21 protein-coding genes are annotated in these 21,334 nt (G+C 56.5%); 9 read left to right on the forward strand and 12 right to left on the reverse strand.

Annotation, left to right across the window (positions count from 1 at the left end):
• Positions 1 to 16: 16 nt before the first annotated feature.
• From BFG58_RS21580 to BFG58_RS21590, 3 genes are all read right to left on the reverse strand, one after another.
• Positions 17 to 1,198 (reverse strand): glycoside hydrolase family 5 protein, encoded by a 1,182-nt coding sequence (locus tag BFG58_RS21580; protein ID WP_083261559.1) that lies wholly within the window; start codon positions 1,196 to 1,198, stop codon positions 17 to 19.
• 135 nt (positions 1,199 to 1,333) lie between these two features.
• A complete protein-coding gene (gene gorA / locus BFG58_RS21585; RefSeq protein ID WP_008503120.1) occupies positions 1,334 to 2,686 on the reverse strand; it encodes a glutathione-disulfide reductase in 1,353 nt (450 codons plus the stop codon).
• A 71-nt stretch (positions 2,687 to 2,757) separates the two neighbouring features.
• Positions 2,758 to 3,600 (reverse strand): 23S rRNA (adenine(2030)-N(6))-methyltransferase RlmJ, encoded by an 843-nt coding sequence (locus tag BFG58_RS21590; RefSeq protein ID WP_008503119.1) that lies wholly within the window; start codon positions 3,598 to 3,600, stop codon positions 2,758 to 2,760.
• Positions 3,601 to 3,807: 207 nt separating this feature from the next.
• Between BFG58_RS21590 and prlC the strand changes: the two genes are divergently transcribed.
• Together prlC and rsmJ are read left to right on the forward strand one after the other, a co-directional pair.
• On the forward strand, positions 3,808 to 5,850 hold the full coding sequence (gene prlC, locus BFG58_RS21595; RefSeq protein WP_032653923.1) for an oligopeptidase A: 2,043 nt from the start codon (positions 3,808 to 3,810) through the stop codon (positions 5,848 to 5,850).
• Positions 5,851 to 5,857: 7 nt separating this feature from the next.
• Entirely contained in the window at positions 5,858 to 6,610 is a 753-nt protein-coding gene (gene rsmJ, locus BFG58_RS21600) for a 16S rRNA (guanine(1516)-N(2))-methyltransferase RsmJ (protein WP_021242153.1), read from the forward strand.
• A gap of 91 nt (positions 6,611 to 6,701) precedes the next feature.
• Here the strand turns inward: rsmJ and uspA are convergent, their stop codons facing one another.
• Entirely contained in the window at positions 6,702 to 7,139 is a 438-nt protein-coding gene (gene uspA / locus BFG58_RS21605) for a universal stress protein UspA (RefSeq protein WP_003861223.1), read from the reverse strand.
• Between the two features lie 283 nt (positions 7,140 to 7,422).
• On the opposite strand from uspA, the gene uspB reads away from it, so the two are divergent.
• The gene (uspB, locus tag BFG58_RS21610; protein ID WP_003861224.1) at positions 7,423 to 7,758 is read left to right on the forward strand and encodes a universal stress protein UspB; all 336 of its coding nucleotides are present in this window, start codon (positions 7,423 to 7,425) and stop codon (positions 7,756 to 7,758) included.
• 47 nt (positions 7,759 to 7,805) lie between these two features.
• Here uspB and BFG58_RS21615 read toward each other — a convergent pair whose 3' ends face one another.
• Both BFG58_RS21615 and pitA read right to left on the reverse strand, forming a co-directional pair.
• Positions 7,806 to 8,213, reverse strand: coding sequence for a hypothetical protein (locus BFG58_RS21615; RefSeq protein ID WP_047072313.1), 408 nt, complete (start codon positions 8,211 to 8,213; stop codon positions 7,806 to 7,808).
• 178 nt (positions 8,214 to 8,391) lie between these two features.
• Positions 8,392 to 9,891, reverse strand: coding sequence for an inorganic phosphate transporter PitA (gene pitA / locus BFG58_RS21620; RefSeq protein ID WP_008503116.1), 1,500 nt, complete (start codon positions 9,889 to 9,891; stop codon positions 8,392 to 8,394).
• Between the two features lie 228 nt (positions 9,892 to 10,119).
• On the opposite strand from pitA, the gene BFG58_RS21625 reads away from it, so the two are divergent.
• Positions 10,120 to 11,316 carry an NAD(P)/FAD-dependent oxidoreductase gene (locus BFG58_RS21625; RefSeq protein WP_069720583.1) on the forward strand — a complete coding sequence of 399 codons (1,197 nt, stop codon included), beginning with the start codon at positions 10,120 to 10,122 and terminating at the stop codon, positions 11,314 to 11,316.
• 32 nt (positions 11,317 to 11,348) lie between these two features.
• On the opposite strand, the gene BFG58_RS21630 is transcribed toward BFG58_RS21625, so the two are convergent.
• Positions 11,349 to 12,287 (reverse strand): NAD(P)-dependent oxidoreductase, encoded by a 939-nt coding sequence (locus BFG58_RS21630; protein WP_023294750.1) that lies wholly within the window; start codon positions 12,285 to 12,287, stop codon positions 11,349 to 11,351.
• Complete coding sequence (locus BFG58_RS21635; protein WP_069720552.1) at positions 12,287 to 12,979, reverse strand: RraA family protein; 693 nt, start codon at positions 12,977 to 12,979, stop codon at positions 12,287 to 12,289. Before BFG58_RS21635 ends, BFG58_RS21630 begins: the two co-directional genes overlap by 1 nt.
• A 169-nt stretch (positions 12,980 to 13,148) precedes the next feature.
• On the opposite strand from BFG58_RS21635, the gene BFG58_RS21640 reads away from it, so the two are divergent.
• Complete coding sequence (locus tag BFG58_RS21640; RefSeq protein ID WP_039267175.1) at positions 13,149 to 13,886, forward strand: IclR family transcriptional regulator; 738 nt, start codon at positions 13,149 to 13,151, stop codon at positions 13,884 to 13,886.
• Between the two features lie 34 nt (positions 13,887 to 13,920).
• Here the strand turns inward: BFG58_RS21640 and BFG58_RS21645 are convergent, their stop codons facing one another.
• Positions 13,921 to 15,258, reverse strand: a complete 1,338-nt coding sequence (locus tag BFG58_RS21645) for an MFS transporter (RefSeq protein WP_008503111.1) — start codon at positions 15,256 to 15,258, stop codon at positions 13,921 to 13,923.
• A gap of 315 nt (positions 15,259 to 15,573) precedes the next feature.
• Here BFG58_RS21645 and BFG58_RS21650 point away from each other — a divergent pair, with 315 nt between their 5' ends.
• Positions 15,574 to 15,972: a potassium channel family protein gene (locus BFG58_RS21650; RefSeq protein ID WP_008503110.1), complete on the forward strand. Its 399-nt coding sequence runs from the start codon at positions 15,574 to 15,576 to the stop codon at positions 15,970 to 15,972.
• Between the two features lie 163 nt (positions 15,973 to 16,135).
• Positions 16,136 to 17,161, forward strand: coding sequence for a TerC/Alx family metal homeostasis membrane protein (locus tag BFG58_RS21655; protein ID WP_008503109.1), 1,026 nt, complete (start codon positions 16,136 to 16,138; stop codon positions 17,159 to 17,161).
• A gap of 95 nt (positions 17,162 to 17,256) precedes the next feature.
• On the opposite strand, the gene BFG58_RS21660 is transcribed toward BFG58_RS21655, so the two are convergent.
• Entirely contained in the window at positions 17,257 to 17,919 is a 663-nt protein-coding gene (locus BFG58_RS21660; protein WP_024908852.1) for an HAD family hydrolase, read from the reverse strand.
• 320 nt (positions 17,920 to 18,239) lie between these two features.
• On the opposite strand from BFG58_RS21660, the gene BFG58_RS21665 reads away from it, so the two are divergent.
• Positions 18,240 to 18,686 carry an NlpC/P60 family protein gene (locus BFG58_RS21665; protein ID WP_175430185.1) on the forward strand — a complete coding sequence of 149 codons (447 nt, stop codon included), beginning with the start codon at positions 18,240 to 18,242 and terminating at the stop codon, positions 18,684 to 18,686.
• A 5-nt stretch (positions 18,687 to 18,691) separates the two neighbouring features.
• On the opposite strand, the gene BFG58_RS21670 is transcribed toward BFG58_RS21665, so the two are convergent.
• Both BFG58_RS21670 and BFG58_RS21675 read right to left on the reverse strand, forming a co-directional pair.
• Positions 18,692 to 19,486, reverse strand: a complete 795-nt coding sequence (locus BFG58_RS21670) for an SDR family NAD(P)-dependent oxidoreductase (RefSeq protein WP_021242161.1) — start codon at positions 19,484 to 19,486, stop codon at positions 18,692 to 18,694.
• 32 nt (positions 19,487 to 19,518) lie between these two features.
• Positions 19,519 to 20,400 carry a LysR family transcriptional regulator gene (locus tag BFG58_RS21675; RefSeq protein ID WP_069720554.1) on the reverse strand — a complete coding sequence of 294 codons (882 nt, stop codon included), beginning with the start codon at positions 20,398 to 20,400 and terminating at the stop codon, positions 19,519 to 19,521.
• Between the two features lie 99 nt (positions 20,401 to 20,499).
• Between BFG58_RS21675 and BFG58_RS21680 the strand changes: the two genes are divergently transcribed.
• Positions 20,500 to 21,006: a phenolic acid decarboxylase gene (locus tag BFG58_RS21680; RefSeq protein WP_024908855.1), complete on the forward strand. Its 507-nt coding sequence runs from the start codon at positions 20,500 to 20,502 to the stop codon at positions 21,004 to 21,006.
• Positions 21,007 to 21,334: the final 328 nt, after the last annotated feature.

Genomic DNA, 21,334 nt, shown 5'->3' on the forward strand with positions numbered 1-21,334 from the left:
AGGCGAGTATCCCGGATCAAAGGCCTTGTTTTAGCCGCGTAGCAATCGGTTCAAATTCCTCGGTAGAATGGCGCTTGAGCGTATCAGGTGCGTTATCCTCAATGGCTTTCCAGTAGGCCCACGGCACCGGTTTTTTCCCCAGCTCATAGTCCATGGCGTCCCAGGCATCTTCACGAAAGGCATAAAATGCCCAGTGTGCATGATGTTTGTCGAGGACGGTCAGGACATCATTAAGCCACTGCCTGCAGCCCTGCAGCGTGCGAACGCAGCCAAACTCTCCCGCGACAACCCGGTTGGCCGGTATACCGTGCTGTTTCGCCCAGTCAAAGGGCGCGTTCATCCATTTCTCTATGGCCGTAGCGTCCCATTTCACCTTTTTACCGCCGAACGTGACCATGCCTGGATAGTCGAACGGCACTTTGCGGCGTGCATTTGGCGCGCTGGTGAAATCATAGGGCTCGTACATGTGGAAGCTGTAGAGCACCCGCTTATCCTCAAGCACGGACGGCCAGCCAGAAAAACCACGCGCGGAGGCGTACCAGCCTCCATCGACCATAATCGGTGTGGTGGCATCGACCTCGCGGATGGCGGCAATAATCTGATTGTAGAGAGCGGGAAGGTTACGCGCCGTGCTTTGCTGCTGCTGATACCAGGTTTTTAACGCCTCTGGCGACGCCTGCTCGCTAATGTTGCCTCTTTTTTCAGGCGCGGGTTCATTGACCAGGTTCCAGGCCGCAATGCCCGGTTCGTCCTTCAGGGCCTGGGCCAAATCACGCCAGAACTGAGCGGCTTCCTGCCAGTATTTTTTATCCTGCCAGATGCGGTCATCAAACTGGTTATTGTTATTTTGCGCCCAGCGCATGCCGGGTAAAGAGAGTGGGGCGATAACGACCTGTAGCCCGGCCGAGTGTGCTTTCCTGATGGAGGCTTTGAGCGTCGCGAGGTCTGCGGCCTCGAGCCCACGGTAGCCGTCGGCATTGCCGAGAAGAAAATCTCTCCCGGCAGGTTTCCATTTATCATAAGAGAGGCGAACCCACGTCGCGCCATAGCCACGCAGCGCATCATAGTATTCCTGCGTGGGCGGCAGGCGGTTAAAGCTGTTTCCGCCGTGCTGAGGGGTATCCCAGAAGGTGATTTGGTCAGATGAGGAGGCAGTAAAGCAAAAAAGAAGCAGGGTCAACCCGATAAGCGCTTTCATCTCAATTCCTTTTTAGCGTGATGATGATTTTATATTCGCTGGGATGATGATGCTTTGTCTTTAAATTATCGAGCCATATAAAAAAACTGGCCCGCAAAGGCCAGTTTTGATGACGTGCTTTCCTGCGAAAAGCCCTTAACGCATGGTCACAAACTCTTCCGCCGCCGTTGGGTGGATTGCCACGGTGTTATCGAAATCTTTCTTCGTTGCGCCCATCTTCAGCGCCACAGCAAAGCCCTGCAGGATCTCGTCCATGCCGAAGCCGATGCCGTGGATACCGACAATCTTCTCGTCCGGACCGACGCAGACCAGCTTCATGCGGCACGGCTGACGGTGCGAGGTGACGGCGGTATACATCGCGGTGAAGGCCGATTTATACACTTTCACCTGGTCGTCGCCATACTGCTCGCGCGCCTGCGGCTCGGTTAAGCCGACGGTGCCGATTGGCGGGTGGCTGAAGACCACGGTCGGGATGTTGCTGTAGTCCAGATGCTCGTCCGGCTTGTTGTTAAACAGGCGCTCGGAAAGACGACGACCCGCCGCAACGGCCACCGGGGTCAGCTCAACCGCACCGGTATTGTCGCCGACCGCGTAAATGCCCGGTACGCTGGTGTTCTGGAATTTATCGACGACGATATAGCCTTTTTCGTCGGTTTTCACGCCGGTCACGCCCAGGTTGAAGTTATCGTTCGCCGGTTCACGGCCAATCGCCCAGATCAGGCAATCGACGGTCTGGCTGCGGCCATCTTCCAGTTCCAGCGTCAGGCTGCCGTCTGCATTTTTTACGACCGCTTTTGGCACGGCGTTGGTATGCAGGGTTGGACCTTCGGTATTCATCACTTCAACCAGCGTATCAACAATCAGCGGGTCAAAGCTGCGCAGCGGCGCGTGTTTACGCACGAACAGGTGCGCTTCGGCACCCAGACCGTTAATCACGCCAGCCAGCTCCACCGCGATGTAACCCGCGCCCACCACGGCAACGCGTTTTGGCAGGGCAGGCAGTTCGAAGAAACCGTCAGAGTCGATGCCGTATTCCACGCCCGGGATGTTCGGGTGGCTCGGACGGCCGCCGGTGGCGATCAGGATGTGATCGGCGGTGATCGTCTCACCGTTCACTTCGATCGTTTTCGCGTCCACAAAGCGGGCGAAACCGTGGATAACGTCGACGTTATTTTTACCCAGCACGTTGTCGTACGAGGTGTGAATACGGTCGATGTAGGCGGTACGGCTGGCGATCAGTTTGTCCCAGTCGAAGTGGTTGATGGTGGTGTCAAAGCCGTAGTCCGGGCCATACATATGGATAGCTTCACGGATTTGCGCCGCATGCCACATCACCTTTTTCGGTACACAACCCACGTTCACGCAGGTGCCGCCCAGCGCTTTGGCTTCAATCAGCGCACACTTCTGGCCGTACATGGCCGCGCGGTTGATGGAGGCGATGCCGCCGCTGCCACCGCCGATGGCGATGTAGTCATAATGCTTAGTCATAGCTTTTGTCCTTAATCGTGAATTGCCGCGATTGTATACCTGAAATCAATAGTTTCCACCGATGGCTGCGATTACTCCGGCACGATCCAACTGACGGAGGTATGACCCGTACCGGCTGGCACCAGCGTTTTGTGCAGCCACGGCAGCACGTTGTTCATCTGCGCTTCGAGCTTCCACGGCGGGTTAATGACGATCATGCCCGAGGCGGTCATGCCGCGCTGGTCGCTGTCCGGACGCACGGCCAGCTCGATCTGCAGGATTTTGCGGATGCCGGTGGCTTCCAGGTCTTTGATCATGCGCTTGATTTGCGCACGCAGCACCACCGGATACCACAGGGCGTATGTCCCGGTGGCGAAGCGTTTGTAGCCTTCGTGGATACCGGTCACCACCGCCTGATAGTCGGTTTTGATTTCGTACGGCGGGTCGATCAGTACCAGACCGCGACGGGAAACCGGCGGCAGCTTGGCTTTCAGCTGCTGATAGCCGTCGGCTTTTTCCACGCGGGCGCGGCTGTCTTTCTGGAATTCAGAACGCAGCAGCGGGAAGTCGCTCGGATGCAGCTCGGTCAGCTGGATGCTGTCCTGCTCGCGCAGCAGCTGGCGGGCAATCAGCGGGGATCCCGGGTAGTAACGCAGCTGGCCGTTGCGGTTGAAGTGGTTCACCACGCCGATGTACGGCTCCAGCTCGGCAGGCAGGTCGTCCTGCTGCCAGATGCGGGCGATCCCTTCCAGATATTCACCGGTACGCTCGGCATGCTCGCCGCTCAGCTGATAACGGCCCGCGCCCGCGTGCGTGTCCAGATAGAGAAACGGCTTTTCTTTCTCTTTGAGCGATTCGATGATCAGGCTCTGAACGGTGTGTTTAAGGACGTCGGCGTGGTTGCCTGCGTGGAAGCTGTGGCGATAACTGAGCATGGGTAATGATATTCCGCTGAATTGACGATTTGCCACAGTTTACAGCAGAACGGCGCAGATTACCCGCAGGCCCGGTAAGCGCAGCGCCACCGGGCTCTTTTCCGCCACGTCTGGCATTGAAATCCTCTACACTTAACCCCATTCTAGATCGCATATGCACAGCGCCGGATGCGCGCTTCATTCACCTCTTTCAACAGGACAGCGTTTATGACCAATCCATTACTGACGCCTTTTTCGTTGCCACCGTTTTCTAAAATCCTCCCCGAGCATGTGGTTCCAGCGGTTACGCAATCGCTGGACAACTGCCGCGCGGCGGTAGAAAGCGTGGTCGCGCAGGGCGGGCCGTACACCTGGGAAAATCTGTGTCAGCCGCTGGCCGAAGTGGACGACGTGCTGGGGCGTATCTTCTCCCCGGTGAGCCACCTGAACTCGGTAAAAAACAGCCCGGAGCTGCGTGAAGCCTACGAGCAAACCCTGCCGCTGCTCTCTGAGTACAGCACCTGGGTCGGCCAGCACGAAGGGCTCTACAAAGCCTACCGCGACCTGCGCGACGGCGATCACTACGCCGAGCTGAACACGGCGCAGAAAAAATCGGTCGATAACGCCCTGCGTGATTTTGAGCTGTCCGGGATTGGCCTGCCAAAAGAGAAGCAGACCCGCTACGGTGAAATCGCCGCGCGCCTGTCCGAGCTGGGCAACCAGTACAGCAACAACGTGCTCGACGCCACCATGGGCTGGACGAAGCTGATCACCGACGAAGCGGAGCTTTCCGGTATGCCGGAAAGCGCGCTGGCGGCAGCAAAAGCGCAGGCCGAGGCGAAAGAGCAGGACGGCTTCCTGCTAACCCTGGATATCCCGAGCTATCTGCCGGTGATGACCTACTGCGACAACCAGGCGCTTCGCGAAGAGATGTACCGCGCCTACAGCACCCGCGCTTCCGATCAGGGACCGAATGCCGGTAAGTGGGACAACAGTCCGGTCATGGCGGAAATCCTTGCCCTGCGCCACGAGCTGGCCCAACTGCTGGGCTTCGAAAACTACGCCGATAAATCCCTCGCCACCAAAATGGCGGAAAATCCGCAGCAGGTGCTCGACTTCCTGACCGATCTGGCGAAACGCGCCCGTCCACAGGGTGAAAAAGAGCTGGCCCAGCTGCGCGCCTTCGCGAAAGCGGAGTTCGGCGTGGACGAGCTGCAGCCGTGGGACATTGCTTACTACAGCGAAAAACAGAAGCAGCACCTCTACAGCATCAGCGACGAGCAGCTACGCCCGTACTTCCCGGAAAACAAAGCCGTTAACGGCCTGTTTGAAGTGGTGAAGCGCATCTATGGCATCACCGCCAAAGAGCGTACCGATATCGACGTCTGGCATCCGGACGTGCGCTTCTTCGAGCTGTATGACGAGAAAAACGAACTGCGCGGCAGCTTCTACCTCGATCTCTACGCGCGTGAGAACAAGCGCGGCGGGGCGTGGATGGACGACTGCGTGGGCCAGATGCGTAAAGCAGACGGTTCCCTGCAGAAGCCGGTCGCCTACCTGACCTGTAACTTCAACCGTCCGGTGAACGGCAAACCTGCGCTGTTCACCCACGACGAAGTGATCACCCTGTTCCACGAGTTCGGTCACGGCCTGCACCACATGCTGACCCGCATCGAAACCGCAGGCGTCGCCGGCATCAGCGGAGTACCGTGGGATGCGGTCGAGCTGCCAAGCCAGTTTATGGAAAACTGGTGCTGGGAGCCGGACGCGCTGGCGTTTATCTCCGGCCACTACGAGACCGGCGAACCGCTGCCGAAGGAGCTGCTGGATAAAATGCTGGCGGCGAAGAACTACCAGGCGGCGATGTTTATCCTGCGCCAGCTGGAGTTCGGCCTGTTCGACTTCCGCCTGCACGCCGAGTTCAGCCCGGAGCAGGGGGCGAAAATCCTTGAAACCCTGGCCGAGATTAAAAAGCAGGTCGCGGTGATCCCTGGGCCAACCTGGGGTCGTTTCCCGCACGCGTTCAGCCACATCTTCGCAGGCGGCTATGCGGCGGGGTACTACAGCTACCTGTGGGCCGACGTGCTGGCGGCGGATGCCTTCTCTCGTTTCGAAGAAGAGGGGATTTTCAACCGCGAAACCGGCCAGTCGTTCCTCGACAACATCCTGACCCGCGGCGGTTCCGAAGAGCCAATGGTGCTGTTCAAACGCTTCCGTGGGCGCGAGCCGCAGCTGGACGCGATGCTTGAGCATTACGGGATCAAAGGCTGATTGTTACGTGAAGATCTGCTTAGTGGATGAAACAGGCGCCGGAGACGGCGCCTTATCTGTCCTGGCCGCCCGCTGGGGGCTGGAGCACGATGAAGATAACCTGATGGCGCTGGTGATGACGCCGGAACATCTCGAATTACGTAAGCGCGACGAACCGAAGCTCGGCGGGATTTTTGTCGATTTTGTCGGCGGGGCCATGGCGCACCGGCGCAAGTTCGGCGGCGGTCGCGGCGAAGCGGTGGCGAAAGCGGTTGGGATTAAAGGAAGCTATCTGCCGGACGTGGTGGATGCCACGGCGGGGCTGGGGCGCGATGCGTTTGTGCTGGCGTCTGTCGGCTGTCATGTGCGGATGCTGGAACGTAATCCGGTGGTGGCCGCGTTGCTGGACGATGGTCTGACGCGTGGCTACGCGGACCCGGAAATCGGGCCGTGGTTGCAGGAACGATTGCAGCTGATTCATGCCTCGAGCCTGACGGCGCTGACCGATATCACCCCGCGCCCGCAGGTCGTCTATCTCGACCCGATGTTCCCGCACAAGCAGAAAAGCGCGCTGGTGAAGAAAGAGATGCGGGTGTTTCAGTCTCTGGTGGGGCCTGATCTGGATGCGGATGGCCTGCTGGAACCGGCTCGTCAACTGGCGACGAAGCGGGTGGTGGTGAAGCGCCCTGACTATGCGCCGCCGCTGGCGGACGTTGCCACGACCAATGCGGTGACCACCAAAGGGCACCGGTTTGATATTTATTCGGGAACACCGGAATAAAAAAGCCGGGTGGCGGCTTCGCCTTACCCGGCCTACATTTCGGGCCGCCTGTAGGCCCGGTAAGCGTTAGCGCCACCGGGCTTTTTTGCACTTACTCGTCTTCTTCGTCACGCAGCGGAACAATCAGCATATCCACGTGAACGGTATTAATCAGCTGGCGAGCGGAAGACATCAGCTTGCTCCAGAAGTCCTGGTGGTGACCGCACACCACCAGGTCCATGTCGTATTTCTTGATCGCATCAACCAATACCTGGCCCAGGTCGCCGCTGCCGCTCAGGGTTTCGGTAATCGGGTAGCCCGCGTTGGTGGACAGTTCGCTCAGGGCGTGGTGCGTCTCTTCGGAGATACGCTTCTGCATATCGCCCAGATTGACGTCGATCAGACCGGTGTAGAGGTCGGAGTAATTCACATCAACGTGAATCAGCGAAACTTTCGCGTTGTAGGGACGTGCCATGGATACCGCTTTATCAACCAGCACTTTGCTCTCCGGGGAGAGGTCTACCGCGATGAGAATGTGTTTGTAAGCCATAGTGTTACTCCTTCCTTAAGTTATCGATGACTAAATGGGAAAGCCGTCGTCTGATGCTTTCATTACGGCCCAGTTAAACATATTTTTCAAGCTTTGGTGTTGATAACGATTAACCTTGTGGCAAAAAAATTAACGGATCTCCTACACTATTAAATGAGCCGTTCGGATATTAAAACGCGAACCGGATCGACTTTTGGTCATTCTTTCACTGAACTGTCTGTCAGGGCATTGGGGTGCGGTAGCTCAGAAGCCTTGCTTCGTGGGCGGACGCCGGGGAGGATGTATGATTAGCACCGTCGCATTGTTTTGGGCGTTATGCGTAGTTTGCATAGTGAATATGGCGCGCTACTTCTCATCGTTACGTGCGCTGTTAGTGGTACTTCGTGGTTGCGATCCGTTGCTTTATCAGTATGTGGACGGTGGAGGGTTCTTCACCTCGCATGGACAGCCCAGCAAACAGATGCGTCTGGTGGGATATATCTACTACCAGCGCTACCGCGATCATCACGATGAAGAATTTATCCGTCGCTGCGAGCGCCTGCGTCGTCAGTTCATTTTGACCAGTGCCCTGTGCGGGCTGGTCGTCGTCAGCATGATTGCATTGATGATTTGGCACTGAGCACCATAGCAGGCGGGGTCAGTCAGCCCCGCCTTCTTTCCTCTGGTTCAGGGCTTCACTGAGAACCGAAGATCGGAGATATTGGTCTCAATCGAAGTAACCTTCCCGCTATAGGCGATGTTAACGTCTCCGTTTGTATCAATGCTGGCCGCAGTAATTGTACCTGTACCTTCAATGACAGGATGCTTCTTAGCCAACTGATGGATAATGTCGGTGTCTTTCCCTGTTATCTTTTCCGAAAGATAGTAACGGTAGATTGTGGGTACGGTTGCGTCACCCTGATTGTTCACGGTCATATAGAGCCAGACGCTGTCAGATAATTTATAAACGTGTTGTAATTCATCGCTCTCTTGCCGGTTGGGCTGGTGGTTGAGCCACAAAAATCCAATGACCAGCGCCAGAAGCGAAACGGTAACAAGGCGATGAATCCATTTAGTCGCCGTTTTGAATGGCATAGTTTTTCCGTCATGAGGGGAACTGAGATCATTCGCGGGGATAATAGTTATTTGTGCAGTAAAAATCTGAACAGATTGTGTTCAGATTTTCCTAATCACAGCAATGGATTAAGTAGCACAATAGCCATAAAAAAAGCGGGTCAGTTTCCTGACCCGCTTTTTTGTCGCCTTTAACCGATTAAATCAGCTTCAGCGAAATCCAGTACAGCCCGCCAGACAGCAGGATGGACGCCGGAAGGGTGAACACCCAGGCCATCAGAATGTTGGTTACGGTTTTGCGCTGCAGGCCGCCACCGTCAACAATCATGGTACCTGCCACGGACGAGGAGAGTACGTGGGTGGTGGATACCGGCATACCGGTGTAGCTCGCCAGACCGATAGACACTGCTGCCGTCATCTGCGCGGACATACCCTGCGCATAGGTCATGCCTTTCTTACCGATCTTCTCGCCGATGGTGGTCGCCACGCGGCGCCAGCCAATCATCGTACCGATACCGAGTGCCAGCGCGACCGCCATGATGATCCAGATTGGCGCGTACTCGATGGTATTGAGCATATCGCCTTTCAGTTTCTTCAGGAGACGCTGGTCGTCAGCATTCACGTCTGGCAGCTTCGCCACTTTATCCGTCACATCAGAGATGCACAGCATAATGCGACGCAGCTGACCACGCTGCTCAACGGTCAGTTTGTCATAACTTTCGATATTGCCCAACATGCCTTTGGCACGTTCCAGCGCGTTAATCGCGTTAGCCGGATGGCAGTGGAATTCGCCAGGTGCAGTCGTGGCACCGGCTTCCGGAGACGGGATTAACTGGTCAACGCCGGTCGCTTTTTTCAGCAGCTCAGGGTGCTGCTGGAAATAAGTTTCAACGTTGTTGACCGCATCGCGGGTACGGGTGATTTCGTAGCCGGAGGCGTTCATGTTAACCACGAAGCCTGCCGGAGCAACACCGATCAGTACCAGCATCACCAGACCAATGCCTTTCTGACCATCGTTCGCGCCGTGTGAGAAAGCCACGCCGATAGCGGAAATGATCAGGGCAATACGCGTCCAGAATGGCGGCTTTTTCTTGCCGTCTTTCTTTTCACGCTCTGCCGGCGTCAGGTGAATACGGGAGCGTTTTTTGGTATTGCTCCAGTAACGACGCAGGATGAAGATCAGCCCGCCCGCCACCACCAGACCCACGATAGGGGAGACGATGAGAGAGGCAAAGATCCCCAGTACTTTCGGGATATTTAACGCATCAACAACCGATGTACCGGTCATGAGGGCGTTGGTTAACCCGATACCGATAATCGCGCCGATGAGGGTGTGAGAACTGGATGCAGGCAGGCCGAAATACCAGGTACCGAGGTTCCAGATAATTGCAGCAAGCAGCATTGAGAACACCATAGCGAGGCCATGGCCAGAACTTACGTTAAGCAGCAGATCTGTTGGCAGCATATGCACAATCGCATACGCAACGCTCAGTCCGCCCAGGAGGACACCAAAAAAGTTAAATACCGCCGCCATAACAACCGCAAGCTGCGATCGCATTGCGCGAGTGTAGATAACCGTCGCTACTGCGTTTGCAGTGTCGTGGAAGCCGTTGATCGCTTCGTAAAACAGTACAAAAACCAGAGCAAGCAAGAGTAAAAGCCCGGTATGTAAATCCAGGCCGGCAAACAAATGTAGCATAGGACGTTACGCCATTTTGAGGACATGAACGCGGCGCATTATCCAGGACAAATGCGCAACGGGCAAAGTGAAATATAGACTTTTTTTGACATACCACCTGATTTGAGAAAAGTGCCTGAAAGGATATTCTTTAAATTTCAATGGAATGGCTTTGTAATATCTTTTTACGCTGGTGTGACCACAGAGGAAACTTTACAATCCGCGGCAGTTAACAAAGAGGGTTTTGACGTGGAAAGGTTTGATGCCGTGGTAATTGGCGCCGGTGCGGCGGGTATGTTTTGTGCGGCAATGGCCGGACAGGCGGGTCGTCGCGTGCTGCTGCTGGATAACGGTAAAAAGCCAGGCCGCAAGATCCTGATGTCCGGCGGCGGGCGCTGCAACTTTACTAACCTGTATGTTGAACCCGCGGCCTATTTGAGCCAAAACCGTCATTTTTGTAAATCTGCGCTGGCGCGTTACACCCAGTGGGACTTTATCGACCTGGTGGGTAAGCACGGTATCGCGTGGCATGAGAAGACGCTGGGCCAGCTGTTCTGCGACGACTCCGCCCAGCAGATTGTCGATATGCTGGTGGCCGAGTGCGAGAAGGGCGGCGTGGTCATGCGCCTGCGCACCGAAGTGCTGGACGTTTCCCGCGATGACCAGGGCTACACGCTGCAGCTCAACGGTGAAACCGTCAGCGCCGATAATCTGGTGATTGCCAGCGGCGGCCTGTCTATGCCGGGGCTGGGCGCTTCCCCGTTCGGCTATAAAATCGCCGAGCAGTTTGGCCTGAAAGTCCTGCCTACGCGCGCCGGGCTGGTGCCGTTCACGCTGCATAAACCGCTTCTGGAACAGCTTCAGACGCTGTCTGGCGTGTCCGTTCCCGCCGTTATCACCGCCGAAGACGGCACGGTGTTTCGCGAAAACCTGCTCTTTACCCATCGCGGCCTCTCCGGCCCGGCGGTCCTGCAAATCTCCAGCTACTGGCAGCCGGGGGAGTTTGTCACGGTTAACCTGCTCCCCGATTGCGATCTGGATGCCTTCCTCAAAGAGCAGCGTGCGGCGCACCCGAATCAGAGCCTGAAAAACACCCTCGCAATGCAGCTGCCGAAGCGTCTGGTTGAATGTTTGCAGGTGCTGGGGCAGATCCCCGACGTGTCGCTAAAGCAGCTTAACAGCCGCGAGCAGGAAACGCTGGTCGAGACGCTAACAAACTGGCGCGTGCAGCCAAACGGCACGGAAGGCTACCGCACGGCGGAAGTCACGCTGGGCGGAGTCGACACGAATGAACTCTCTTCCCGTACCATGGAAGCGCGGAACGTGCCGGGGCTCTACTTCATCGGTGAAGTGATGGACGTCACCGGCTGGCTCGGCGGGTACAACTTCCAGTGGGCCTGGGCAAGTGCCTGGGCGTGTGCTCAGGCGCTGGCAGAAGACAAGTGACATCAGCGCGCTGCCACTCGTCGCGGTTGGCTTTACGGGCTGACGGTGGTGGCATCCGTCACGGCCAGAATATTGCCCGCGGCCACGGTCCCCATCTTGATGTATGACGCGGCGGTAACGCCGCCAATATGCGGTGAAATCACCACGTTTTCTACGGACTGCCAGAGGTGCGGCGCCGTCAGCGGCTCCTGGGTAAAGCTGTCCAGCGCTGCGCTGTGCAGCGTGCCATCCCGGAGCGCCGCCAGTAACGATTCACTGTGGATCAGTCCACCGCGTGCTGTATTGACCAGAATGGCGTTCCGTTTGCAGTGTGCGAGCGCCTCGCTATTGATCATTCCCCGATTCTCATCGGTTAGCGGACAGTGCAAAGAGATGACATCGGAACGGGAAAGAAGTCCGGTCAGCGTCTCTGCACGTTCGCACAGGGCAGGCATCGATTTAGCATAGGGATCGTAAGCCAGCACCTTCATGCCGAAGGCGTGACCAATAGTTGCCACGCGCGAGCCGATAGCGCCCAATCCGATTAGCCCCAGGGTTAATCCCTCCAGCTCAATGGATTTATGCGTCGCCTTATCCCAGTGCCCGTCTCGTAACCGCTTGTCCAGAGGCACCACGGACTTTGCGCAGGCGAGGATCAGCGCCCAGGTATGTTCAGCCACTGCCGCCGCGTTTGCGCCTGGGGCCGCGCGGACGGCGATATTGCGCTCGGCCGCTGCCGTCTGGTCTATCACATCGATCCCGCTTCCGTGCTTGGAAATAACCTGCAGAGCCGGGGCGGCATCCATGACTTTCGCGGTGATCCGGCCGTAACGAACCAGAATCGCCACGGGATTGTGTCGTTCACACAGCGCGATCAGGTCATCTTCTGTCGGCTGGCGGCCCGCAAACACCACCTCAAAGCCCTGCAGCATCACCATGGCCTGCTCCGCCAGGTCGCTTCCGGTAACCAGAATTACGTCTTTGCCCCCCATCACAGCGTCTCCCCGTCAGCTAACATACCAGCCTTACGAAGCGCGTCATCAAGCCAGTGTGGACGCAAATCGCCTTCACGGATGGCGGCAAGACGCCGTGTCTCCATCTCCAGCTTTTCTTTTGCCAGCGCGATAACCTGCTGAACCTCATCACGCGGGATGACGACCACGCCGTCGATATCCGCGACAACCAGATCCCCGGCCTGAACCGTCGCCCCGGCGACTGAAATGGGATGATTAACCCGGCCAGAAATTAACTTTGTCGGGCCGCAGGGGTTCAGACCGGCAGAAAAGACAGGGTAGTGACCTTTGCTCAGGGAATCGGCGTCACGTACAGCGCCGTCAATAATGATGCCCGCAATGCCGCTCGCCTGAGCCTGAGTGGCCATGATTTCGCCCAGCAGCGCGCAGCTCAGGTCGCCTTTGCCATCGACGACCAGGACATCGCCGGGTTGCGCAACCGCCATCGCGGCATGAATCGCCAGATTATCACCCGGACGGGCTTCCACGGTGATGGCCGGACCCGCAACGGACATGTGAGGAGCCAGCGGTTTGATGCGGCCGTGAAGCGTACCGCGGCGACCGGCCACGTCGGCCAGAATGGCGGCCTGATACTCGGCAGCCCGACGAACGTCCTCGGCAGAAACGCGTTCGAACTGGCGATTAATCGGTTTTTTTTCAGAAACGGACATGAATGCCTCCATATTGTTTTACTGAGTACAATGCAGGTGTACAGAACAAAACAACTATAGCGGTGTTGCTTTCCTTTTAGCCAGACCCGAGGTGGCGTTTGTGATGTAAACACGAAGTGACTCACAAAATTTGAGGTACACTCACTGCCGGGCTAACAAGGAGATAATGATGGGGAATGAAGGCGTTGTAGCGGTTGAAAAAGCGCTGGCTTTACTGGATTGCTTCCGTCCAGGAGAGGAGAGCCTGACGCTGACCGCGCTGGCACAGCTGTCGGGTTATCACAAAACCACGGTTTACCGCTTGATGAATTCTCTTGAACGGATGAATTACGTCGTCAGGCATGAAGACGGCAATTATGCGCTTGGCCCACGTCTGCTTTACCTCGGCAAGCTGTATGAACAATCTTTCCATCTTTCGCGGGTGGTTCAGCCAGAGCTTCAGGCCTTATCCCTGGCGTCTCAGGAGAGCGCCAGCTGGTATGTGCTGGAGGGCGGGCAGCGCCTTTGCCTGTTTCGCGCGGAAGCGTCGCACGGCCTGCGACACAGCAATCTTCCCGGCAGCCAGTTCCCGCTCGATAATTCGGCCATCAGTAAGGTCTTGCGCCACTGGGGGCTCAATGAGAGCCTGCCGGAGGGCGACGCTGAACTCCCTTTCTACACGTCAGGCGCACGCGATCCCCACACCGCGGCGTTTGCGATGCCTGTCTTCGGCGTTCACGACAAGCTGGTTGCGGCGTTAGCCCTGACCGGCCCCATCTCACGGCTGACGGAAGATCGTCGTGAGAAGGAGATAGGCCCGTTGATGAAGGCGGCGGCCAGCCGTCTGTCGCAGAAAATGGGAGCCAGTAAGCCCTTCTGTCAGCAGTTCTTTGGTGAAACGAGCGACGCGGCGGAAGAAAATCTTTAAACGCAGAAGCGGGACATGTGTCCCGCTTCTGTCATCATGAATGTGTGACCTGTTTTTCGTGTAGCTGAGCGTTGCGGGCCTGCCGTCCCATAATGAGTACCGCGATACCCCCGGCCAGGCACAGCACGGCCAGCGGAAGCATAGCCAGCGTGTAGCTGCCCGTTTGCTCGCTGATCATGCCGTAGGCATTTACCATGACCGCCCCGCCAATCAGGTTCGCGATGGCGCCAATCGCGGCCAGCCCTGCCGCCGCCGAGGAGCTGCTCATCCAGCCGGACGCCAGCGCCCAGAAAGGCCCTTTCATCGAATACGCGCCCGTCAGGATAATGCTCAGGATCGCGAGAGTGGCAAAGAGCGAGACGCTGACAAAGGCAGCGAACACGCCGGCGGCAATCATGAACAGCGTCAGCGCAGTATGCCAGCGGCGTTCATTGGTGCGATCGGAGTGTCGTCCCCAGACAATCATCAGAACCGATGCCAGACCGTAAGGAATGGCGTTAAACAGACCGGTTTGAAGATTATCAAGATGGAAGGATTTCAGCAGCTGAGGAGACCAGACGCTAATAGTGGTGCCCGCGGACGATGCGCCCGCGTAAATCAGCGCCATCAGCCAGATTTGGCGATGCTTCAGCAGCTGCCACGTCGTCTGGTGTCCAATGTTCTTTTGCTGGCTACGCTCGGTCTCAAGGGTGGTTTCCAGCCACTTTTTCTGTTCATCGCTGAGCCATTTCGCCTGATGAGGGCGATCCCGGAGAATAAACCAGGCCGCAATACCCAGCAGCACCGCAGGTAAGCCTTCAATAATGAACAGCAGATGCCAGCCGCGAAGACCCAGCCAGCCATCCAGCGACAGTATCAATCCGGAAAGCGGGGAGCCGATGAAGTTAGCGAGCGGGATGGCGACCATAAAGGACGCAATAATGCGCGCGCGGTAGCGGGCAGGGATCCACCAGGTCAGATACAGCACGACGCCCGGGAAGAAGCCTGCTTCCGCTGCTCCGAGAAGAAAACGGACGATATAGAGCGACGTGGTGTTTTGAACCAGCGCCATGCCCATGGAGACGATGCCCCAGCTGATCATAATGCGCGGGATCCACAGCCGGGCGCCGACTTTCTGCATGGCCAGGTTGCTCGGCACCTCAAACAGGAAATAGGCCACGAAGTAGAGGCTGCTGGCGAAGCCAAACGCCGCTTTGCTGAGGCCAAGGTCCTCATTCATCTGCAGCGAAGCCATGCCGATATTCCCGCGATCGATAATCGAGACCAGGTAACTGACAATCAGAAACGGGAGAATACGCCAGATCACCTTCCGCATCGTCTCTCTTTCTATGTCCTCGGTGGCGGTCGCGCCGTTACGTAAATGTTCTGTCATTGTATCCTCGCAGGGTGTGTTCTTTGTTTTATTAGGTACAACTTAGTTTTATTAAACAAAACCACTATAGCGACGGTGCGTTCTTTTTATCCAGTTAATGGAAGGTTTAAATGATGTAAATAAGAGGTGACTCACAGATAGTGCGCTGCGGATATCGCTCAAGGCTGCTGACCAGCCGTAAGCATGACGTGCTGGCAGAGAAATAATCACGTAACGCAATTATTGCACCAACTTTTCCTCTCCATTCAACTAAGCTTCGACCAGATGCCCCGCCGCGTTCGCGGGGCCATATCCCTTTTGGTCAGAGCACGTACCATGCAGCTACTCAGCATTATTATTTTGCTTACCCTAACCGTGGTCATTCATTCGCTGTGGATGTTTGGCGTTTTAAAATTCATCACGTTAGACGTCGATTCTGCGGTACGCATTGTTTTACGCAATGTCGGTATCGTTATCTCTATGATTTTCGCCCATCTCCTGGAGGCCGGGCTGTTTGCTGCCTTTTATTTTGTCATCGACGCGTTTAATGACTGGAACACCAGCTTCTACTTTTCGCTGGTGAGCTATGCGACGGTAGGGTACGGCGACGTCACGTTACCCCAGCACTGGCGGCTCATCGGCGGGGTGGAAGGACTGGTGGGCGCGTTGATGGTAGGCTGGTCTGTGGCGGTTCTGGTCGCAGTACTGCAGCGTTTGCGTGGCATGAGCGCCTAAACGGTAGATGTGCAATCCCCATCTGGTAAGGTAAAGTACACCCCTTACGCGGCCGTCGCGCTGCGGTTTTGAGGGTGGATGTGATAAACAGCCCACCCTTTTTCTCTGCTGGTTTACGCCAGCCTGCATGGTGCTGTGCTTTGCCTCTATAAAAGGGTTATGTATGTCTGCTGCTCATCTCGGTTTCCCGACGGAAACCGTTGTTGTCTTTGTGGTGATGGCCGTTGGGGCGATGTTTATCGACCTCTTTATGCACCGTCACGATAAACCGATCTCGCTGAAAAGCGCCGCAATGTGGTCCCTCTTCTGGGTCATGATGGCGATGGCCTTCGCCGGGTTCCTGTACGTTCACCACGGCGCCGAGATGGCGAGCCTGTTCCTCACCGGTTATGCGCTGGAGGAGGTGCTCTCCGTCGATAACCTGTTTGTGATGATGGCGATCTTCGCCTGGTTCGGCGTGCCGGATAAGTACCGTCACCGCGTGCTCTACTGGGGCGTGCTGGGGGCGATTGTCTTCCGCGGTATTTTCGTGGCTATCGGCACCAGCCTGTTAAGTCTGGGGCCTTACGTCGAGGTGATTTTCGCGCTGGTCGTCGGCTGGACGGCGGTAATGATGCTCCGACGCAATGAAGAGAGTGACGAAGTGGAAGATTACTCGGGTCATCTCGCCTATCGCCTGGTGAAACGCTTCTATCCGGTCTGGCCGAAAATCAGCAGCAACGCCTTTATTCTGACGCAGAAAGAGGTGGATGCGGAGCTTGAAAAGCCGGAAAACCAGGACGTGATGGTTGGGCGCGTGAAGAAGGCGAAGCGCTATGCGACCCCGCTGCTGCTCTGCGTGGCGGTGGTGGAACTCTCAGACGTGATGTTCGCGTTTGACTCCGTGCCGGCCATTATCGCCGTCAGCCGCGAGCCGCTGATTATCTACAGCGCCATGATGTTCGCTATCCTCGGCCTGCGTACTCTTTACTTCGTGCTGGAAGCGCTGAAGCAGTATCTGGTGCACCTCGAGAAAGCGGTGGTGCTGCTGCTGTTCTTCGTGGCGTTCAAGCTGGGGTTAAATGCCACCGATCACTTCTGGCATCACGGTTACAGCATTGGCGCGACGGCCAGCCTGTTTGTGGTATTGGGCGTGCTGGCGCTGGGAATTATTGCGAGCGTGATGTTCCCGGGGAAACGAGAAGCCTGATGTACCGCCCGGTGGCGCTTCGCTTACCGGGCCTACAGTTTGGTTTTCTGCCTCTCCCTGTGGGAGAGGGCTGGGGTGAGGGCACCAGACCGCACCTAACCCTTAATCGGTGAATTCCGGCGCTTGCGCGGCGGGTGGAAGTGCCGCCAGTGCGGATCCTGCGCCGCCGCCAGCAGCTCGTGGTCGCCGCGGGTGTCTCCCCAGGCGCGCAGGTGATAGGCGTTCAGATCGCCATACACTTTTTCCAGCCTGGCCACCTTCTGGGCGCAGCGGCAGTTGTGGCCCGTGATGCGCCCCGTCAGCTTGCCGTCTTTCACTTCCAGCTGCGTGCCAATCAGCTTAATGCCCAGTTTGTCAGCCCACGGCTGAAGCACCAGCGCCGGAGACGCGGAACAGATGGTCACCTCCGCACCGGAATTCACCTCTGCCGCCACGGCCAGAACCCCTTCGGGGCGCATCAGCTTGTTCCAGTATTTTTCGCAAAACGCTTCCGCCTGCTGGCGCAACCAGTGTTCATCCACGCCCGTCAGGAACGTTTTGATCAGCACTTCCTTTAGCTCATCGCGCGTCAGCTTGCGACGCACGCAGTGGAGCGTGGGCAGCGCCATACGCACCAGACGGCCCGCGAAGTAGCGTTTCCCGAAGGCAAAGCGCAGGAAAGGAATAAAGCTGTCGTGGTGTGTTAACGTCCCATCAAAGTCAAAGACAGAGAGCACGCTGGATTTCGCCACCGTCTCGTCGGCAATCATATTGGTCATAAATACGTCTTAGCTGAAATACACATTCTGTGGATCAGTTTACCTGCTTTACCAGGACAGTCCTTACATCACCACCATTTTTTTCTCGATCTTGCGATCTCAAAGTGAGTCCATTTTTGGCCTCGATAAGAATTGGTGAAAAAACGATCTGTCTATATTATCGCCACATCGCACGATATTCAGGGGAACCCTTTGGCCCCACAGGTAAGGAAAAACTCACTCACTACTGCTTTCTTGATATGACTCTTAGATCGTTTATTTCAATCCTGACGTTAAGTTTTGCTTCGTTTTCTGCATTCAGTTTTCAACTCCCCGCGTCGATGCTATCGATGAACAGTGACCTGGCCGTCTCGCCAGCGAAATCTGCACTGATGCAACAGGATACGGGCCCGCTGCGCGCGCGCATCCTTGATCAATTCCAAAAGTGGAAGGGGACCCAGTACCAGTGGGGCGGAACCACGCGCCGCGGGGTGGATTGCTCCGCGCTCATGCAGCACCTGTTTAGCGATGTGGCGCATCTTAACTTACCGCGCACGACCGGCGAGCAGATCCACCGCGGGGTGCAGGTGACGCAATACCGCCTGAGGCCAGGAGATCTGGTGTTCTTCCAGACGGGTCCGAACCGCAGGCATGTCGGCGTGTATATTGGCAATAGCCAGTTTATTCATGCCTCAAGCAGCCAGGGCGTCACGGTCTCAACCCTGACGGATGCTTACTGGCAGGCGCACTACATTACTGCCCGTCGGGTTGCAGGCAGTGCGGCCTGACAGCCTCAGATGATGTCATCCACGACGCCGCCATCGACGCGCAGCGCCGCGCCCGAGGTGGCGGAAGCCTGGGGCGAACAGACATAAATCACCATATTGGCCACCTCTTCTACCGTGGCCGCGCGCTGGATCACCGAGCTGGGGCGGTTGGCCATCACAAACTCTTTCGCCAGCTGCTCCAGCGATTTACCGGTTTTTTCGATTTCATCCTTCATCATCTCTGCGAAACCGTCCGACATCGTTGGCCCCGGCAAGACGCTGTTGACCGTCACGCCGCTTCCCGCCACGAACTTCGCCAGCCCGCGCGCCAGGGAGAGCTGCGCCGTTTTGGTCACGCCGTAGTGGATCATATCCGCCGGGATATTGCAGGCCGACTCGGAGGAGATAAACACCACCCGCCCCCAGCCCTTTTGCACCATGCCCGGCAGCAGGGCGCGGGACAGACGCACGCCGGACATCACGTTGGTCTGCCAGTAACGCTCCCAGGTCTCATCGTCGGTGGCATAGAAATCCTGCGGGCCGTAAATCCCGGCGTTGTTAACCAGAATATCGACGTTATTCGCTACCTTGAGCAGCGACTCGACCCCTTCCGCCGTGCTGAGATCGGCAATCGCGGCGCGCACCTGCACGCCCGGCACTACCTGCTGCAGCTGCTGAATGCCTTTATTCACCGATTCCGTGCTGCGGCCATTAACGATCACCTCGGCACCGCTTTCTGCCAGCCCTCTGGCAATGGCGAACCCGATCCCGCCGGTTGAGGCGGTCACCAGCGCCACTTTCCCCGTAAAGTCGATTTTCATCATCCGCTCCTTATCGTTTTAACGTTCGGACCTTAAAGCGTAGCAGGTGAGGATGACGGCTCCTGGCTAAAAAGGCGCAGCAGCGTCTCCACCTGCTCGTCAAGCGGGGCGAGGGAGCGCTTAACAATCAGGTGAAGCGGCGTCGCTCTGCGTGCACCGTGGCTCAGCGGCAGGCGTTTCAGGATGCCTTGATCCAGCTGAGTCTGGATGCGTTCCTCCGGCAGCCAGCCGTAGCCGACCTGAGAGAGGACGGCCTCAATGGCGGCATCGATGGTGGAGAAGGTCCATGACTCACCGGCCGCGCGCGCGGCGGGCTGGCTGTCCGCAATCTGAATGAGCGGCCACGGGCGTAGCATGTCATCGTTAAGCGGCGCGTCGAGGTCAAAGAGGGGGTGCTGATGGTGGGCCACGGCAACAAAGTCGATATTCATCAGCCATTCGCCGAGCCCGGTCATGTCCTGGCGGCGGGTGAGGACCATCACATCGGCTTCGTCGTTAATGGCATCGTCCCGGGTGTTTTCCAGCACCTCGGTGAGTCGTACCTGGGTTTGCGGATACTGCTGCTGGAACTGGCGCAGAATGGCAAACAGGCGGCGGCGGGGGAAAATGGAATCCACCACCAGATCCAGCCGCGTGCGCATTCCGTTGCGAAGGGTCGCTGCGCGCGTCTCAACGTACGAAAAGGCTTTCAGCAGCGGTTTAACCTGGTTGAGCAGCAGTTCTCCTGCCGGCGTTAACACCGCCCGTCGTCCTTCCGGCACCAGGAGAGCCACGCCCAGCCGCTCCTGCAGCAGCGACAGGTTATAGCTCACCGAAGACTGGCTGCGGTGCGTTTCTTCCGCCGCTCGGGCAAAGCTGCCCGCCTCGATCACTTTCGCCAGTAAAGACCATTGTTCAAGCGTCGTCTTATGCATAATTTATCTAAAATTTGGATGAATTTGATTAAAACATAGCGTTATTCATTCATTTTTTGAAGGGGTACGATCGTCTCATCAAAACAAAGGAGACATCTTATGAACACCTTCGACAAACACGACTTAAGCGGCTTCGTTGGCAAACACCTTGTTTATACCTACGACAACGGCTGGAACTACGAGATTTACGTCAAAAATGAGACGACCCTGGATTACCGTATTCACAGCGGTCTGGTGGCAAACCGTTGGGTGAAAGATCAGCAGGCTTACATCGTGCGGGTAGGGGAGAGCATCTATAAAATTTCCTGGACCGAGCCAACCGGTACCGACGTCAGCCTGATTGTGAACCTGGGCGACAAACTGTTCCACGGCACCATCTTCTTCCCGCGCTGGGTCATGAACAACCCGGAAAAAACCGTCTGCTTCCAGAACGATCATATTCCACTGATGAACAGCTACCGTGATGCGGGCCCGGCGTATCCAACGGAAGTGATTGATGAATTTGCCACTATCACCTTTGTACGTGACTGCGGCGCCAATAACGAAAGCGTGATCGCCTGCGCGGCCAGTGAATTGCCGAATGATTTTCCTGCTAATCTTAACTAATCGCGACAGTTGATTCCGCGACAATTCAAATTAATAAAAAGTTCCCGGAGGAGGTCGGAATTCCCGCCCAAACCTTCGGGATTTTTATTTTGGTTGAGTATTCATTTACTTTTCCTATAATTTTTAGTGTAAAACAAATGAAATATTATAGTTGCTGCTGTGAGTGGCCCCACAAAAAACAGAAAAAATTGCCGTAAACGCTATCTTACTGTTGTAAAACACTTTCCTGTGCTTTTTTATATGCTGCTCCTCTTCTGCTTCCCCTCTGTCTTAATTTTTTCCTAAGAAAACGACGCTACTTTTGCTTCAGTTGATGGTTTGTTGACAT

It is taken from the genome of Enterobacter sp. ku-bf2, assembly GCF_001742765.1.
Classification (GTDB): Bacteria; Pseudomonadota; Gammaproteobacteria; order Enterobacterales; family Enterobacteriaceae; genus Enterobacter; species Enterobacter quasiroggenkampii.